At 71.3% G+C, this 16,011-nt stretch carries 13 protein-coding genes; 1 reads left to right on the top strand and 12 read right to left on the bottom strand.

The genetic code is table 11. The annotated features are described in order from the left end of the window. Positions 1-134: 134 nt before the first annotated feature. Positions 135-962, bottom strand: a complete 828-nt coding sequence (locus tag HEQ75_RS07530) for a CheR family methyltransferase (protein WP_168028870.1) — start codon at positions 960-962, stop codon at positions 135-137. A gap of 28 nt (positions 963-990) precedes the next feature. Then, on the bottom strand, positions 991-1,413 hold the full coding sequence (locus tag HEQ75_RS07535; protein WP_168028872.1) for an ATP-binding protein: 423 nt from the start codon (positions 1,411-1,413) through the stop codon (positions 991-993). Between the two features lie 183 nt (positions 1,414-1,596). Here HEQ75_RS07535 and HEQ75_RS28735 point away from each other — a divergent pair, with 183 nt between their 5' ends. Continuing rightward, positions 1,597-3,198, top strand: coding sequence for a Na/Pi symporter (locus HEQ75_RS28735; RefSeq protein WP_168028874.1), 1,602 nt, complete (start codon positions 1,597-1,599; stop codon positions 3,196-3,198). A 35-nt stretch (positions 3,199-3,233) separates the two neighbouring features. Here HEQ75_RS28735 and HEQ75_RS07545 read toward each other — a convergent pair whose 3' ends face one another. Genes HEQ75_RS07545 through HEQ75_RS07590 form a run of 10 tightly spaced genes read right to left on the bottom strand, consistent with a single transcriptional unit; the run spans position 3,234 to position 16,009 of the window. Continuing rightward, positions 3,234-5,576, bottom strand: coding sequence for a xanthine dehydrogenase family protein molybdopterin-binding subunit (locus HEQ75_RS07545; RefSeq protein WP_168028876.1), 2,343 nt, complete (start codon positions 5,574-5,576; stop codon positions 3,234-3,236). Between the two features lie 14 nt (positions 5,577-5,590). Beyond that, positions 5,591-6,979: an FAD-dependent oxidoreductase gene (locus tag HEQ75_RS07550; RefSeq protein WP_168028878.1), complete on the bottom strand. Its 1,389-nt coding sequence runs from the start codon at positions 6,977-6,979 to the stop codon at positions 5,591-5,593. Beyond that, on the bottom strand, positions 6,976-7,566 hold the full coding sequence (locus HEQ75_RS07555) for a cysteine hydrolase (protein ID WP_168028880.1): 591 nt from the start codon (positions 7,564-7,566) through the stop codon (positions 6,976-6,978). The genes HEQ75_RS07550 and HEQ75_RS07555 overlap by 4 nt, the downstream gene beginning before the upstream one ends. A gap of 4 nt (positions 7,567-7,570) precedes the next feature. Next, a complete protein-coding gene (locus HEQ75_RS07560) occupies positions 7,571-9,637 on the bottom strand; it encodes a hydantoinase/oxoprolinase family protein (protein WP_168028882.1) in 2,067 nt (688 codons plus the stop codon). Next, the gene (locus tag HEQ75_RS07565; protein WP_168028884.1) at positions 9,634-11,310 is read right to left on the bottom strand and encodes a hydantoinase B/oxoprolinase family protein; all 1,677 of its coding nucleotides are present in this window, start codon (positions 11,308-11,310) and stop codon (positions 9,634-9,636) included. The genes HEQ75_RS07560 and HEQ75_RS07565 overlap by 4 nt, the downstream gene beginning before the upstream one ends. After that, a complete protein-coding gene (locus HEQ75_RS07570) occupies positions 11,307-12,698 on the bottom strand; it encodes an MmgE/PrpD family protein (RefSeq protein WP_168028886.1) in 1,392 nt (463 codons plus the stop codon). Before HEQ75_RS07570 ends, HEQ75_RS07565 begins: the two co-directional genes overlap by 4 nt. 33 nt (positions 12,699-12,731) lie before the next feature. Next, positions 12,732-13,433, bottom strand: a complete 702-nt coding sequence (locus HEQ75_RS07575) for an ABC transporter ATP-binding protein (RefSeq protein ID WP_168028888.1) — start codon at positions 13,431-13,433, stop codon at positions 12,732-12,734. Continuing rightward, positions 13,426-14,175 (bottom strand): ABC transporter ATP-binding protein, encoded by a 750-nt coding sequence (locus tag HEQ75_RS07580; protein ID WP_235961381.1) that lies wholly within the window; start codon positions 14,173-14,175, stop codon positions 13,426-13,428. Before HEQ75_RS07580 ends, HEQ75_RS07575 begins: the two co-directional genes overlap by 8 nt. Then, positions 14,172-15,119: a branched-chain amino acid ABC transporter permease gene (locus tag HEQ75_RS07585; protein WP_168028890.1), complete on the bottom strand. Its 948-nt coding sequence runs from the start codon at positions 15,117-15,119 to the stop codon at positions 14,172-14,174. The genes HEQ75_RS07580 and HEQ75_RS07585 overlap by 4 nt, the downstream gene beginning before the upstream one ends. Further along, positions 15,116-16,009 (bottom strand): branched-chain amino acid ABC transporter permease, encoded by an 894-nt coding sequence (locus HEQ75_RS07590; RefSeq protein ID WP_209318403.1) that lies wholly within the window; start codon positions 16,007-16,009, stop codon positions 15,116-15,118. The genes HEQ75_RS07585 and HEQ75_RS07590 overlap by 4 nt, the downstream gene beginning before the upstream one ends. Positions 16,010-16,011: the final 2 nt, after the last annotated feature.

Genomic DNA, 16,011 nt, shown 5'->3' on the forward strand with positions numbered 1-16,011 from the left:
GGTGCTGTGTGATGCCGCCACGGGCCGCGACGGCGCCACCTTCACCGCGCCCGCCGGCAGGGCGTGGAGCCGCCCGCCGGCCCGCAGCGCCCGCGCGGTATCGGCCGCCGGCTCGGCAGGAGCGGGGGGCGTCGTCATGCCGCGCCCTCCCGCCGCCAGATGCCGACGAGGTCGCGCGACCAGGGGCGCAGGCCGATGTCGCGCGGCGGCGAATCCGTGGCGCCGAGCAGCAGCGCCCCGCCCGGCCGCAGCGCCGCCACCAGCCGGCGCAGCACCGTCTGCCTTCCGTCCTCCGTCATGTAGATCAGCACGTTGCGGCACAGGATCGCATCCGCCGCGGCGTCCGGCAGCACCGGATCCAGCAGGTTGGCGCGGCGGAAGACCGTGTTCGGGCGCAGCGCCGCCACCGGCTCGAACCACCCCTCCGCGATGTCGAGCCAGGCGCGGTCGGCCACCGGCATCTCGCGCAGCGCATCGGGCGGGCCCAGCCGGTAGCGGGCGGCCGACGCGGCTTCCAGCGCCGGGCGGCAGAGGTCGAGCCCCTCCACCCGCCAGTCGCTGCCGGTGCCGGCGGCGAGGATCGCGAGCGTCCAGGCCTCCTCCCCCGTGGCGCAGCCGGCCGAGACCAGGCGCAGCGGCGCCGGGCCGCTGGCAAGCTGCGGCAGCACCTCGTGGCGGAATGCCTCGATCTGGCTGGCGGCGCGGAACATCCGCGTCTCCTGCACCGTCACCGCATCCAGCAGCGCCGCCCAGTCCGGATGCTCGATGCCCGGCCGGTCCAGGGGCAGGCGGGCCAGCAGCGGGGCGGCGCGCAGCAGGCGGTTGCGCAACACGTCGGAGGCGGCGAAGCCGGCCAGCCCCGCCAGCCGGTCCTGCACCGCGCCCAGCGCCGGCAGGGCGGGCGGGATGCCACCGCGCGGGGCGGAATCGGGGGCCACGGCGTCCGCGGCGGCCTCCGTCATGCCCCCTCGGCTGGCCGCCGCCACCGGATCAGCCGGCCGCGTCCAGCACGGCGACCAGCCGGTTGCGGCCATCCTCCCGGCTGTAGCGCAGCGACTTGGTCATCTGCTGCACGAAATGCACGCCGAGTCCGCCGACATCGCGGTCCTCCAGCGCCGCCTCGGTATCCGGCGCCGCCTTGGCCAGGGGGTCGAAGGGGCGGCCGTCATCCTCCACGGTGGCGATCACCTCCTCGCCCTCCTGCCGCACGGTCACGGCGACGAAGGTGGCGGCCCCCGGCCCGGTGCTGCCATGCATGGCGACATTGGCGGCGAGTTCCTCCACCACCACGGCAAGCCGGTGCGCGGCCTTGGGCGACAGGGATGCCGCCTCGGCAAAGCCCTCCAGCGCGTCCAACAGGCGCGTCACCTCGTCCGTTTCGGGCGGAATGGTCAGGGCAAGCGCTGGCGGCACGTCCGTGCTCTCTTTCTAGCCGAGTGGCGCAAGCCTAGCCGTGCGGCGCGCGCTTGTCGCGTCCCCCCACCCTGCCGCCGGCCAGCGCAAACTGGACCCGGAAGGCTGGTTCGGCCAGATTGAGGCAACAGATTGATTTTCCTGAGTTTGTGACCAAAGCATGACAGCATCACGGCATCCGGCATGGAGGTGATCGGCGCCCTGCTCGGCGGGATTGGCCTGTTCCTCCTCGGGATCAAGGGACTTTCCGCCAATCTCCAGGCCCTGGCGGGGCCGCGGATGCGCAGCGTCGTGGCGCGGGCAACGCGCGGCAAGCTGGCCAGCGCCGCCACCGGGCTGCTGCTCGGCGGCCTGACGCAGAGCAGCAACGCCGTGACCTTCATCGTCACCGCCATGGTACAGGCGCGGGTCCTGTCGCTGCACCGGGCCCTGCCGATCGTCGCCTTCGCCAATCCCGGGACGGCGGGGCTGGTGCTGCTGGCCACCGTGGATATCCGCCTGGCGGTGCTGTGGCTGGTGGGGCTGGTCGGGCTGACCAGCGCGCTGGACCTCGACCGCGACGGCCGGCTCAAGCCGGCACTCGGCGCGCTGCTCGGGCTCGGGCTGATGTTCCTGGGCCTGGATCTGATGAAGACCACCGCGCTGCCGCTGCGCGACCTGGCCGCCCTGGGCCAGCTGACCGGCCTGGCCGGGCTGGCGCTGCCCTTCCTGGCCGCGGCGGGGGTGACGCTGCTGACGCAATCCTCCTCCACCGTCGCCATCCTGGCGCTGACGCTGCATGGCAGCGGGCTGATGACGCTGGAGCAGACGGCGCTGGCGGTCTACGGCGCCTCGCTCGGCTCGGGCGGCGCCGTGCTGATGCTCTCGGCCAGCCTCACCGGCAGCGCGCGGCGGCTGGCGCTGTTCCAGGCCCTGGTGAAGGCGGCCGGCGTGCTGCTGTTCCTGCTGCTTTTCGTGGTGGAGCATCTGGCCGGCGCCGGGCTGGTGCTGAGCCTGACCGAAATGCTGGCGGCGGATGCGCAGCACCGGATCGGGCTGTTGTTCCTGCTGCTGCAACTGGCTACCGCCTTGCCCGGACTGGCCCCCGCCGCGCCGCTGGAGCGCCTGCTGGCGCAGCTTTCGCCGGACAGCCCGGCGGAAACCGCGGCGCGGCCGCAATACCTGTACGAACGCGCGCTGGACCACCCGCCGACGGCGCTGGACCTGGTGGCGCTGGAGCAGCAGCGCCTGGCGGAGCGGCTGCCCGCCCTGGTCGATGCGCTGCGGGCGGAGCCGGAACTGGCGGGAAGCCGGCGGAAGGAGTTGCTGGAGGCCGGTGCGGCGCTGGAGGCGGCGGTGCAATCCTTCCTGGCGGAGGTGCTGGCCCGCGGCGGCGATCGGGCGCAGCTGGACCGCGCCGTGGCGCTGGAGGCCGCCAATGGCGGGCTGGCGGCGCTGCGCGAGACGCTGGGGGAATTCGCCACCAGCCTGGAAGCCTGCATCGCCGATGCGCCGGCGCTGCGCGCCCCGCTGCAGGCGCTGGCCGAGGCGCTGCACCTGCTGCTCGGTCAATTGGCGGAGCTGGCGGCCGGCGGCGACGCCGAGGATGCGACCATGCTGCGCCGGCTGACGGATGATCGCGGCGAGATGATGAACCGCCTGCGCCGCCGCCTGGCGCAGCAGGAGCCGGACCTGCCGATGGCGGCGCGCAGCCTGCTGTTCGCGACCACCGCGCAGTTCGAGCGCGCGGTGTGGCTGGTGCGCCGCCAGGCCCTGCTGCTGCGCCCGGAACCCGCCGGCGGCTGAGGCCTGAAGTGCTTCGGCACTTCAGGCGCCGGGCATCAGCCCGCCAGCGCGCGCCAGACGCGTTCCGGCGTCAGCGGCATGTCGATATGCGCCACCCCCAGCGCATCGCAGGCCGCCGAGACGATGGCCGGCGGTGCGCCGCAGGCGCCCCCCTCCCCGGCCCCCTTCACGCCCAGCTCGTTGATCGGCGTGGGCACGATGTTGAAGCCGATGGCCAGGTCCGGCAGGTCCGCCGCGCGCGGCATGGCATAGTCCTGGAAGGTCGCGGTCAGGAACTGGCCGGAATCGTTGTCGTACAGCGCATGTTCCAGCACCGCCTGGCCCAGCCCCTGGGCGATGCCGCCATGCGACTGGCCATGCACCAGCATCGGGTTGATGACATTGCCCACATCATCCACCGCGGCGTAGCGGTCCACCGTCAGCAGCCCGGTCTCCGGGTCGATCTCCACCTCCGCCACATGGCAGCCATTGGGGAAGTTGCATTCCGTGCTGCGCTTGTAGAGCACGCGTTCATCGAGCCCCGGCTCATCGCCTTCCGGCAGCTTCGCCGGATCCTGCGCCGCGGACGCCACCTGCTGCCAGGTCACGGCGAGGTCGGTTCCCGCCACGCTGAAGCGGCCGGCATGGAACTCGATATCCGCGACGCCCGCCTCCAGCAGATGCGCCGCGATGCGCTTCGCCTTGGCCAGCACGGCTTCCGAGGCACGCGAGGTCGCCACGCCGCCCATCTGGGAGGATCGCGACCCGCCGGTGCCGAAGCCCTGCTCCACCGTGTCCGTGTCGCCCTGCACCAGCTCGATATCCTCGAAGGGAATGCCGAGGCGGGCATGGACGATCTGGGCGAAGGCGGTCTCATGCCCCTGGCCGTGGCTGAAGGTGCCGACATGCAGCCGCACCTTGCCGTCCGCCCCCATGTTCAGCCGCGCCCATTCCTGCGGCTGGCCGCCGGATGCCTCGATGAAATAGCCGATGCCGCGGCCGCGCTTCTTCCCCTTGGCCTCCGAGGCCGCGCGACGCGCCGCGAAGCCGGTCCAGTCCGCGAGGTCGAGCGCCATCTGCTGCGTGCCGGCGAAATCGCCGCTGTCCAGCTCGTTGCCCACGCAGTTGACGTAGGGCATCTGGTCCGGGCGGATGTAGTTGCGGCGGCGGATCTCGTCCTTCTCCAGCCCGAACAGCGCGGCGCCCACATCCAGCAGGCGCTCCACCGTATAGGCGATCTCCGGCCGCCCGGCGCCGCGATAGGCATCGGTGGAATGGGTGTTGGTGAAGACGCATTGCACCTGCAGGTTCACCGCCTGCAGGTCATAGACCGTGCCGGCGATGCGCGCGCCGGCGACGGTGGGGATGCGCGGGCCGAAATCGAACAGGTAGGCGCCCATCGCCGCCATGGTCTTCGTGCGCATGCCCAGCGCCTTGCCCTGCGCGTCGAAGGCCATTTCCGCCCGGGTCACATGGTCGCGGCCATGCGGGTCGGACAGGAAGGTCTCCGTGCGGTCGGCGCGCCACTTCACCGGCCGCCCCAGCTTCTTCGCCGCCCACAGCACCATGGCGGATTCGGGAAAATTCTTGCCGCGCAGGCCGAAGCCGCCGCCGACATCGCGGGAGACGACGCGCAGCTTCTCCATCGGCACCTTGAAGATGAACCTCGCCAGCGATTCCCGCACGCGGATCACGCCCTGGCTCGGGCTGTACAGCTCGTAGCGGTCGCGCTCGGTTTCGAAGGCGCCGACGGCGACGCGGGGTTCCATCGGGTTGCCGACCAGGCGGTTCTGCACCAGCTCCACCTTCGCCACCTTCGCGGCGCGGGCGAAGGCGGCGTCCGTCTCCGCTTCCCGGCCGTTGGACCAGGTGACGCAGAGGTTGCTGCCGCGCTCCGGCCAGATCACCGGCGCCGCCGCATCCAGCGCGCGGGCGGTGTCGGTCACCGCCGGCAGCATCTCGTAGTCGATCGCGACCAACTCCGCCGCATCCGCCGCCTGGGCGCGGGTCTCCGCGATGATGGCCACCACGGGGTCGCCGACGAAGCGCACGGCTTCCGTCTGCAGGATGGCGCGTGGCGGGGCGAACAGCGGCGGCGTGCCGGCCATCGGCGGCACCTCCACCATCACCGGGAACAGGCCGAGCCCATCCGCCGCCGCGTCGTGGCCGGTCAGCACCAGCAGCACGCCGGGCGCGGCGCTGGCCGCGCTGGTGTCGATGGACAGGATGCGCGCATGGGCATGCGGGCTGCGCAGGATGACCAGATGCGCCTGGCCGGCCAGGTCGATGTCGTCGGTATAGGTGCCGCGGCCGGTCAGCAGCCGCACATCCTCCTTCCGCCGCACCGGCTGGCCGATGCCGAACTGGTCTTCGCCGGTCTGCGTGCCGATCGCGTCCATGCCTGTCCGTTCCCTTATCCGCGCCCGAGCGAAGCGGCCTGCTCGCCGGCGATCCGGCCGAGCGTCACCGCGCTGAGCAACCCATTGCCCGACAGATAACCCGAAGCGTCCGGCCCGGATACGCCACAGGCCGCACCGCCGGCGGCGAAGAGATTCGGGATGACCCCGCCTTCGGCAAGCCGCACCCGGGCGCGATCATCGACCACCATCCCGCCCTGGCTGTGGAACAGGGCGGCGGTGACGCGCACGGCGCAGTAGGGCGGCGCCAGCGGGGCGACACCGGCCCAGCTGCGACCGAAGCCGTCGGTCACGCCGGCCTGCTTCAGCGCGGCAACGGACGCCATGGCGGATTCCAGCGGCAGCTTCGTGATCCGCGCCAGCTCCTCCACGCTGTCCGCCACCAGCACCGCACCCTGCGCCTCTGCCTGCCGGAAATCCTCGAATTGCCGCGTGATGCCGGCGATGCGCTGGTCAAAGATGTCCCAGGCGATATGGCCGGGCTGGCCCATCACGGCGCGGCCGGCCTCGGAATAGCCGCTGGCCTCGTTCCAGAAGCGCTCGCCGGCGGCGTTGAGCTGGAAGCCGCCTTCCATGATGACGGCCCAGGAGACCAGGATGCCCTGCGGATGCGCGATGGAGCCGTGGCCCTGGTGGCCCGTCATGTCGCGCAATGCGGCGCCCAGCGCCTCGCCCCAGGCCAGCGCCTCGCCCTCATTGCCCGGATGGCCGAAATAGACCGCCTCGGCCAGCTCCGGAATGTAGCGCGCGACCAGCGCCTTGTTGCCGGCATAGCCGCAGCAGGCGAGCACGATGGCGCGCGCACCGATACGCTCCCGCGTGCCATCCGGCCGCTCTGCCACCAGGCCGCGGATCGCGCCGTGCTGGTCCATCACCAGCGTGGTGACGCGCGCTTCGGTCAGCAGCGGCACCCCGGCGGCCTCCGCCGCGGCGCGCAGCCGGTCCACCAGCTCCGCGCCGCTGCGGCTTGGCAGGCCGTGCATGCGGCGGTGGCTGTGGCCGGGATAGTCGAAATCATGCACCACGCTGAAATCGAGGCCATGCACATCGGCCAGCCATTCCAGCGTCGGCGCCGCCTCCCGCGCCACGGTGGCCACCGTGCCGGGCTCGGCCTCGCCATGCGCCTTGCGCTGGATGTCGGCGGCGAAGGTCTCGGCGTCATCCGCGATGCCATGGGCGCGCTGGAACCGCGTGCCGGCGGCCGGGATCAGCCCGGCGGAGAGCGAGGTGCTGCCGCGCGGCACCGCATCGCGCTCCAGCACCAGCGGCTCCACCCCCTCGGCGCGGCAGGCCAGCGCCGCGACCAGCCCGGCGGCACCGGCGCCGATGATGGCGACCGGCACCTCCGCCTCGAAGACCGGGTCCTGCTCACGGCTGATGCTCATGGCAGCTTCGCCAGCTCGGCGGCGACGGTGCTGATCTTCGCGACGGGGCGCAGCGCCTCGATGGCGGTTTCGTGCACGGTGCGGGAAAAGGCGGCGCAGGCATCCTCCAGCACCGTCACCTCGAACTCCCGCACATGTGCGCCGCGCACGGTCGACGCCACGCCGCCATTGGTGACGATTCCCGCCACCAGCAGTTTCCTGATGCCGGCTTTTCGGAGAATCCATTCCAGGCGGGTCTGGTAGAAGGCGTCATAGCCCACCTTCTCCACCGGCAGGTCCGAGGGCGCGAGCTCCTCCACCACCGCATGGCCCCAGCTGCCCTGCACGAAATCACCCTTCTTCAGGAAGGGCCGCAGGTGCCGCAGATGCGGGTCGATGAAAGGCTCGCCGCCCTTGCCGGTGAACAGGGTGAAGTGGGTGGAAGCGATCCAGCCGCCCCGCTCCCGCACCCGGTCCGCCAGCGGCTTCAGCCGGGCGGGAATCGCGGCGATCTCCGCCGCCCCCTGCCCGGCGCGGCCATAGGCGCCATCGGGATGGATGAAGTCGTTCTGCAGGTCGCACAGCAGCAGCGCGGTGTCGGACAGCATGGCGTCACTCCCGCTCGATGATGAGGTTGCCGTAGGCATCGACACGGGCGACGAGGTCCGGGTCCACCACCACCGTCGCATCCGGCTGTTCCAGGATGGCCGGGCCGTGCACCCGCGCAGCCACCGGCAGGTCCAGCCGCGACCAGACCTGGGCCGTGTGCCAGGCGCCGTCGAACCACACCTGGCGCACGCCGCGCGCCGCCCCTTCCACCGTGGCATCGGCCGGCGGCGCCAGCGCCGACAGGTCGAAATCCGGCCGCACGCCGATGGCCGCGGTGCGCAGGGAAACGATGCGCATCGGCAGGCCCGGCAGCAGCCGGCTGAAGGCGGTCTGATAGGCGGCCTCGAAGGCGGTGCGGATGATGGCTTCCGAGATGCCGGTGGTGCCCTCGATCACATGCACCGGCAGCGGCACGCCCACCGTGTGGGTCTGGCCGGCATAATGCATGTCGAGTTCGAAGCGGATCTCCGTGCGCGTCACCGGCAGGCCGGCGCCATCCACCACGGCGCGGGCGGCGGTGGCTTCCTCCACCATCCGCGCATCCAGCGCCGCGGCATCGATGCCGGCCAGGTTCAGGTTCAGCGTGCGCACCTGGTCGTGCCGCACATCGGCGATGACGCAGCCCAGCGCGCTGGTCACACCCGGGAAGCGCGGCACCAGCGCGGCGCGCAGGCCGACCTCCTTGATCAGCGCACCGACATGCAGCGCGCCACCACCGCCGAAGGGCAGCGCCACGAATTTCTGCGGGTCATGTCCGCGCTCGATCGAGACGAGCCTGATGGCACCCGCCATCTTCGCATTGGCAACCCGGACAATGGCCTCCGCCGCCTGCATGGCATCGAGGCCGAGCGGGTTGCCGACATGCTCCGCGATGGCGGCCTTCGCGCCCTCCACGTCCAGCCGCGCCAGCGCGCCGCCGATCGGCTTGTCCGCATTGATGCGGCCGAGCACCACATTCGCATCCGTCAGCGTCGGCCGCGTATTGCCCTGGCCATAGCAGACCGGCCCGGGGCGGCTACCCGCGGATTCCGGCCCCACCTGCAGCAGACCGCCACGATCGACCTGCGCGATGGAACCGCCGCCGGCGCCGATGGTGGTGATCTCGATCATCGGGCTGCGGATCACCAGGCCGAAATCGATGGTGGCCTGGGCCGCCAGCTCCATCCGCCCGCGGCTGACCAGCGAGACGTCGAAGGAGGTACCGCCGAGGTCGCAGGTGATGGCGTTCTCGAACCCCGCCGCCCTGGCGATCGCGGCCGCCGCGATCACGCCCGCCGCCGGGCCGGACAGCGCCGTGCGTACCGGCACGCCGCGCGCGGTCGCGGTGGACATGATGCCGCCATTCGACTGCACGATGTGGAAGCGCCCGCTGAAGCCATCCTCGCCCAGCGCGCGTTCCAGCTTGCCGAGATAGCTGGCGACGACCGGCTGCAGATAGGCATTCAGCGCGGTGGTGGAGGCGCGCTCGAACTCCCGGATCTCCGGCAGGATTTCGGCGGAGACGGAGACATGCGGGTTCGGCCAGATGGCGCGCACCGCCAGCGCCGCCGCGGCCTCGTTGCGACCATTCGCATAGGCATTGATGAAGACGATGGCGCAGGCTTCCGCGCCGCGTGCCAGCAATTCGCGCGCCGCCGCCTGCACTTCCGCCGCATGCATCTGGGTGTGGATGGTGCCGTCCGCCAGCACGCGCTCCGCCACCTCCACGCGCAGGTCGCGGTCCGTCACGGGCAGGAATTCGCCCCACAGGCCCCAGGTGTTGCGCCGGTCGCGGCGCCGCATCTCCAGCACATCGCGGAAGCCGGCGGTGGTGATGACGCCGAGCTTCGCGCCCTTGCGTTCCAGCAGCGCATTGGTGCCGACGGTGGTGCCGTGGACGATCGCCTCGAACCCCGCCGGACCGCCCAGCTTGCGCAGCCCGGCCATGAAACCCACGGCCTCGTCACCGCGGTTGGACGGCACCTTGGCGACGCGGAAGGTCCCCTGCGCGGGATCGAACAGGAACAGGTCGGTGAAGGTGCCGCCGACATCGACACCCACGATGGGGCCGCCCTTGGTATCGCCGCTCATGCTTCGTATCCGTAATCGCGCTTTGCCGCAGCCGGCGTCACGAAGCCCAGCCTGACGTCGCGCGCCACGGCCTCCCTCGGCCGCTGCTTCGCATCGCCCCAGCCGCCGCCGCCCGGGCTTTCCAGCCGCAGCCTCTGGCCGCGCTGCAGCTTCACGCCGACGATCTTGCTGGCCATCGGCGGCGTCTGCCAGCCCTGCCCATCCTGCCAGGCGAAGCGGTTCAGTGCGCCCTGCCCGCCGCCCGAGACGCCGAAGGGCGCGTAGCGGCCGCGCTCGCCCAGCAGCGCCACTTCCGTGGTGCCGGGCGACAGCGCCTCGATCTCATACACCGCGCCGACGCCGCCGCGATGCAGGCCGGCGCCGCCGGAATCCGGCCGCAGCGCCCATTGCGTGAACATCACCGGATAGGCGGCTTCCAGGATCTCCGCCGGCGGGATGGTGGCGGTGGAGATCGGGTTGTTGGCGTGGTGCAGCCCATCGCTTTCCGGATTGCCGCCAAGCCCGCCGCCGAAGAAGGAGAACATGACCCAGCGCGTGCCGTCCTGCTTCTGACCGGACAGTGACAGCGCGTTGATGGTGCCGAAGGGCGCCGCCGTGGCGCGCTCCGGCACGGCCTTGCCCAGCGCCCCGAAGATCACGCCGATCAGCCGCAGGATGGTTTCCGTATAGCCCGCCACCGGCCGCGGCGGGCCGACCGCGAGCAGCGAGGTGTCCGGGATCACGAAGTCGATCGGCCGCAGCACCCCCGCATTCGCCGGCACATCCGGGAAGGCGTGCTTCAGCGCCACGTAGCAGGCGGCGACGCTGGTCGCGTAGCTGATGTTGATCGGGCCGAGGCATGCCGCCGAACTGCGGGAGAAGTCGAGCGTCATCCGCCCGCCCTGCACCGTCATGTCCAGCGCGATGGTCAGCCGCTCATCCACCACGCCGTCATTGTCGAGGTAATCCTCGAAGGCGTAGTGCCCGTCCGGCAGCGCCTCGATCTCCGCCTGCATCAGCGCGGCGGCGCGGTCCGCCAGCGCGGCGAAGGCGGCATCGACCACCGCATCGCCGGTATCGTCCAGCAGTTCCAGCAGACGGCGCTCCCCCAGGTCCAGCGCATTGAGCTGGCCGTTCAGATCGCCCCAGTTGGATTGGGGCACGCGCGAATTGGCCGCGAGGATGTCCAGGATATCCTGCTGCATCACGCCGGCGCGAAACAGTTTCACGGGTGGAAAGCGCACGCCTTCCTGGTGGCTTTCCGTCGCGCGCGGATTGTAGTTGCCGGGCACGTTGCCGCCGATGTCGAGCCAGTGGCCGACGCTCGCCAGCCAGCAGAACAGCTTTCCGCCACGGAACACCGGGCGGACGAGGCGAAAATCGTTGAGGTGGGTGCCGCCCTCATAGGGGTCGTTGAAGATGAAGGTGTCGCCCGGCTCCAGCCCGGCGCCCGCCTGCACCCGCTTGATGACGGCCTGCACGGCGAAGGACATGGCGCCGACGAAGATGGGCAGACCCTTGGTGCCCTGCACCAGCGTGGCGCCGGTCTCAGCCTGGTACAGGCCGTGGCAGGCGTCGCGGGCCTCGGCGATGATCGGGTTGAAGGCACTGCGGTACAGCGTCGCGTCCATCTCGTCGGCGATCTGTTCCAGCCGGCCCTTCAGCACGGCCAGCGTGACGGCATCGACGCTCATGGCTTCAGCAGATCCACCAGCGCCGTCGCCTCGTCATGCGGGCCGAGGCCCATCACCGCCTCCTCGATCGCCGCGGCACGGTCGCGGCCATAGACGGGGATGGTCAGCTCCTGGAATTTTGCGCGCACTTCGGCCTCGGTGAAGGGATCTTCGGTGTCGCCGCGATTGGTCGTGACTTCCGCGACATGCGCGCTGCCATCGGCCAGCGTCAGCGTCACGCGCGCCGGGCGCAGGCCGGGAAGCTGCGCCGTCATCGCCGCCTCCTCATCCACCGTCACGCGGGCGGCCAGCGCCTGGATCGCCGGATCCTCCCGCGCCGGGCCGCGGAAGGCCGGCACGGTGGCGGCGCCATGGGCGATGAAGGTGGCCAGGGCGAAGGGGATGCTGAACTTCGCCGCCAGCATGTTGGGCGCCGCCGGGCTGTCCAGCTGCGCCGCCCAGACATAGGTCTGCACCGCGATGCCCTGCACCTGGCCGGGCTGCAGCGGGCCGGTCTTCGCCAGGATCTGCGCCAGCGCGTCCAGCGCGCCATGGGTGTAGCGGCAGGCGGCGTGGCGCTTGAAGTAGTTGCGCGCCACCTCCCACCGCGTGCCGAGATCCTTCACCATCTCCTCCGGCTGGAAGTCGCTGGCGGAGACCTGGCCGAAGATGGTGGCGACGCCGTCGCGTTCCGCCGCGAAGCCGGCGCGCACCAGGTCCCACACCGTCAGCCCCAGCATGTTGGAGACGCCGGCATAGGTGTTCCGCACCGTGCCGCCTTCCAGCATGTTGTTGCGCGAGGTGGCGAGGCCGAGCGAGGCGGCCATGTTGATGGCGCTGCGGAACTCCCCCGCGGTCGCGCCATGCAGCTTGGCGACGCCGACGGACGCCCCCAGCGTGCCCCAGGTGCCGTGCGGATGCATCGCCACGTTCAGCTTGCTGGCGATGCCGACGCGCGATCCCATCTCGTAGCCCAGCGCCAGCGCCGTCAGCAGCGCCGCGCCATCGCCGCGCGGCGCGGCCAGCAGTGCCGGCACCACGTGGATGGCGGGGTGGCCGCGCGCATACTGGTTGCCCTCGTCCAACTCCAGCATCGTGCCGGCGGTGCCGTTGAGGAAGGCGGCGGTGCCGGGGCGGGCGCCGCCGACATAGCCGATGACAGGCGATTCGCCGCCGCCCTCGCGCCAGATCATCCGCGCCGCCAGCGCATGCGCCTCGCCTTCCTGCGCGCCGGCGGCGATGGCACCGATGCAGTCCAGCAGCGCCAGCCGCGTGCGCTGCGCCACCTCCGCCGGCAGGTCGCTGAAGCGGGTGCGGGCGGCGAAGGCGCACCATTCGCCGAGCCACGGCGAGGGCGGCGTGGCGAGCAACGCGGAAGCGGGCGCCACGCCCGGCGTCACGATGGCCATAATCCTGATTCCTTCCCTACAGACCCATGGCCCCTAAAGGCCCAGATAGGCGCGCTTCAGTTCCGGATTCTCCCGCACCTCCGCGGCGCGGCCGGCCAGCGCGAAGCGGCCATGTTCCAGCACATAGGCGCGGCCCGCGATATCCAGCGACTGCGCGACGTTCTGCTCCACCAGCATGATGGCCAGGCCGTCCGCGTGCAGGCGGCGGATCAGCGCGAACATCTCCTCCACCAGCAGCGGCGACAGGCCGAGCGAGGGCTCGTCCAGGATCAGCAGCAGCGGTTCCGCCATCATGCCGCGGCCGATTGCCAGCATCTGCTGTTCCCCGCCCGAGAGCGTGCCGGCAGGCTGCGCCACGCGTTCGCGCAACCGCGGGAAGGTGGCGAAGACCTTTTCGAGATTGCGCGCGCGGTTGGCTTTCGCCCGGCGGTACGAGCCCAACTCAAGGTTCTCGCGCACGTTCAAATTGGGAAAAATCTTGCGACCTTCCGGCACCTGGATCAGCCCGCGCGCCATCACCTGCGCCGGCGCCAGGCCGGTGATTCGGTCGCCGGCGAAGCGCACCTCCCCGCCACGCGCCGCGACCAGGCCGCTGATGACCATGTTCAGCGTGGTCTTGCCGGCGCCGTTGGAGCCCAGCACGGCGACCACCTCGCCGGCGCCGACCTCCAGGCTGACGCCTTCCAGCACCCGCGTCAGGCCGTAGCCGGCGACCAGGTCGCGCACCTCAAGCATCGGCGCGCCCCGCCAGCCTTGTGGCGGCGCCGTGGCCCAGATAGGCCTCCACCACCGCCGGGTTCGCCACCACCTGCGCCGGGGTGCCGTTCGCGATGATGCGGCCCTGCGCCAGCACATGCACCCGGTCGCACAGGTTCATCACCGCCTGCATCACATGCTCGATCATCAGCACCGTCACGCCGGAATCGCGGATGCCGCGCACCACGGGGACGATGTCGCGCACCTCCGAGGGATTGAGCCCGGCCAGCACCTCGTCCAGCAGCAGCAGGCGCGGGCCGGTGGCCAGGGCCTTGCCCAGTTCCACGCGCTTGCGGCCGGAGACGGTGAGGGCCGCGGCGGGCTTGTCCAGCTCCGCCGTCAGCCCGACCTGCTCGGCCACCCGCTCCGCCACCGCGATCGCCTCCGCACGGCGCTTGTGGCGCAGGAAGGCGCCGACCGCGATGTTCTCCCGCACCGACAATCCCGCAAAGGGCTGCACGATCTGGAAGGTGCGGGACAGGCCCTGGCGCGCCAGCAGATGCGGCTTGCGGCCGGTGATATCCTCCCCCCGCCACAGCACCTGGCCGCTGCTGGGCTTCTGGAAGCCGGAGACGATGGCGAACAGCGTGGTCTTGCCCGCGCCGTTCGGCCCGATCAGCCCGGTGATGCTGCCTTCCGCCACCTCGAAGCTCGCATCCGCCACGGCGAGCAGCCCGCCGAAGCGCATGGAGACGCCCTGCACCTGCAGCATCGTGCTCATCGCCGCCACCGCGCGCGGATCAGCGCCGGCAGCCGGCGCGGCGGGAAGCGCACCACCAGGATGAGCACGATGCCGTAGATCACCAGGTCGATGCCGGGGATGCGTCCGACCAGGCTGCGCGTCGCCTCCGCCAGGCTGTGCAGCACGATGGCACCGACCACCGGGCCGAACACCGTGCCGGCGCCGCCGATGATGGGCGCCAGCAGCGCCTCCACGCTGATCCAGGTGCCGTAGGCGATGGTGCTGTCGACATACAGGAAGTACTGCGCATACAGCCCGCCCGCCGCCCCGGTGATGCCGGCGGAAAGCGTGATGGCCGCCAGCTTCACGCGCAGCGCATCGACGCCCAGCGCCCGCGCCGCCTCCTCGTTCTCCCGCACCGCGACCAGCTGCGCGCCGAGACGCGAGCGTTCCAGCGCGCGGGTCAGCAGCAGCGCCAGCACCACCAGCGCAAGGACGATGAGGTAGAAGCTGCCGCGCTCGCCGAACTGGAAATTCACCGGCCGGGCGTCGAGCGGAATCAGCAGCCCCGCGGCACCGCCGGTGAAGGGCACGGCGTTGGCCAGCACCCGGAAAACCTCGGCGAAGGCCAGCGTCACCAGGGCGAAATAGCTGCCGCGCAGGCCGGAGCGGAAGGACAGGAAGCCGATCACCGCGCCCACCGCCGCGGCCAGGGCGATGCCGGCCAGGAAGGTGACATAGGGGTTCACCCCGTAGCGCACCTGCAGGATGCCGGCGCAATAGGCGCCGGTGCCGAAGAAGGCCGCATGGCCGAAGGAGTATTGCCCGCCATAGCCGCCGAGGATGTTCCACCCCTGCGCCGCCAGGCACAGGATCAGCGTGAAGATGGCGAAGTTCAGCAGCGTGCCGGCGGTGACGAAGGCCGGCAGCAGCGCCGCCACCAGCCCGAAGGCCAGGACCGGCCAGGCATCGCGCAGCGTCATGCCCGCGCCCCGAACAGGCCGGTGGGCCGGAACAGCAGCACCAGGATGAAGATCACGAAGATGCCGAGCTGGCCCAGGCTGTCGCCGAGATAGAGCCCCGACAGGCTCTCCACCACCCCGATCACCAGCCCGCCCAGCAGCGCCCCCGGCACGCTGCCCATGCCGCCCATGACGACGATGGTGAAGGCCACCAGCACGAAGGCGTTGCCGACGCGCGGGTTGACGTAGAAGGAGGGCAGCAGCAGGCAGGCCGCGACGGCCAGGCAGGCGGTGCCGATGCCGAAGGTCACGGCGTAGATATGCGCGACATCGATGCCGGACAGCGCCGCGCCGGTGCGTTCCTTCGCCACGGCACGGATGGCGCGGCCGGTATCGGTCATGGTCAGCAGCACGAACAGCACGCCGGCCACCAGGAAGGCGACGCCGAAGCCGACCAGCCGGGGGAAGGACAGCAGCATGGGCGCGCTGAAGAACAGCGGCGCCTCCACCACCTCCATCGCGTAGTCCACCTGCACCGACAGCGTGTCGGACCGGAAGATCGCGAGCATCGCGTTCTCCAGCACGATGGAAAGCCCCAGCGTGACCAGCAGGATGTTCTGGTCGTCGCCGCGGCTGGCCGGGCCGATCACCAGGCGCTGCACGGCATAGCCGGCGGCGAAGAAGATCGGCACCAGCGGGATGATCGCCACATAGGGATCCAGCCCGAAGGCGGCCCAGGCCACCCAGGCGGCGTACATCGCCAGCGTCAGCAACGCGCCATGCGCGAAGTTGATGATGTGCAGCACGCCGTAGACAAGCGTCAGCCCCAGCGCCACCAGCCCGTAGACGGCACCGGTGAGGAGGCCGTTCGCCACGGCCTCCAGCACGATCTCGGGCGGGAAGCTGTTCAAGG

Source organism: Falsiroseomonas selenitidurans, from assembly GCF_012103215.1.
Lineage (GTDB): Bacteria > Pseudomonadota > Alphaproteobacteria > Acetobacterales > Acetobacteraceae > Falsiroseomonas > Falsiroseomonas selenitidurans.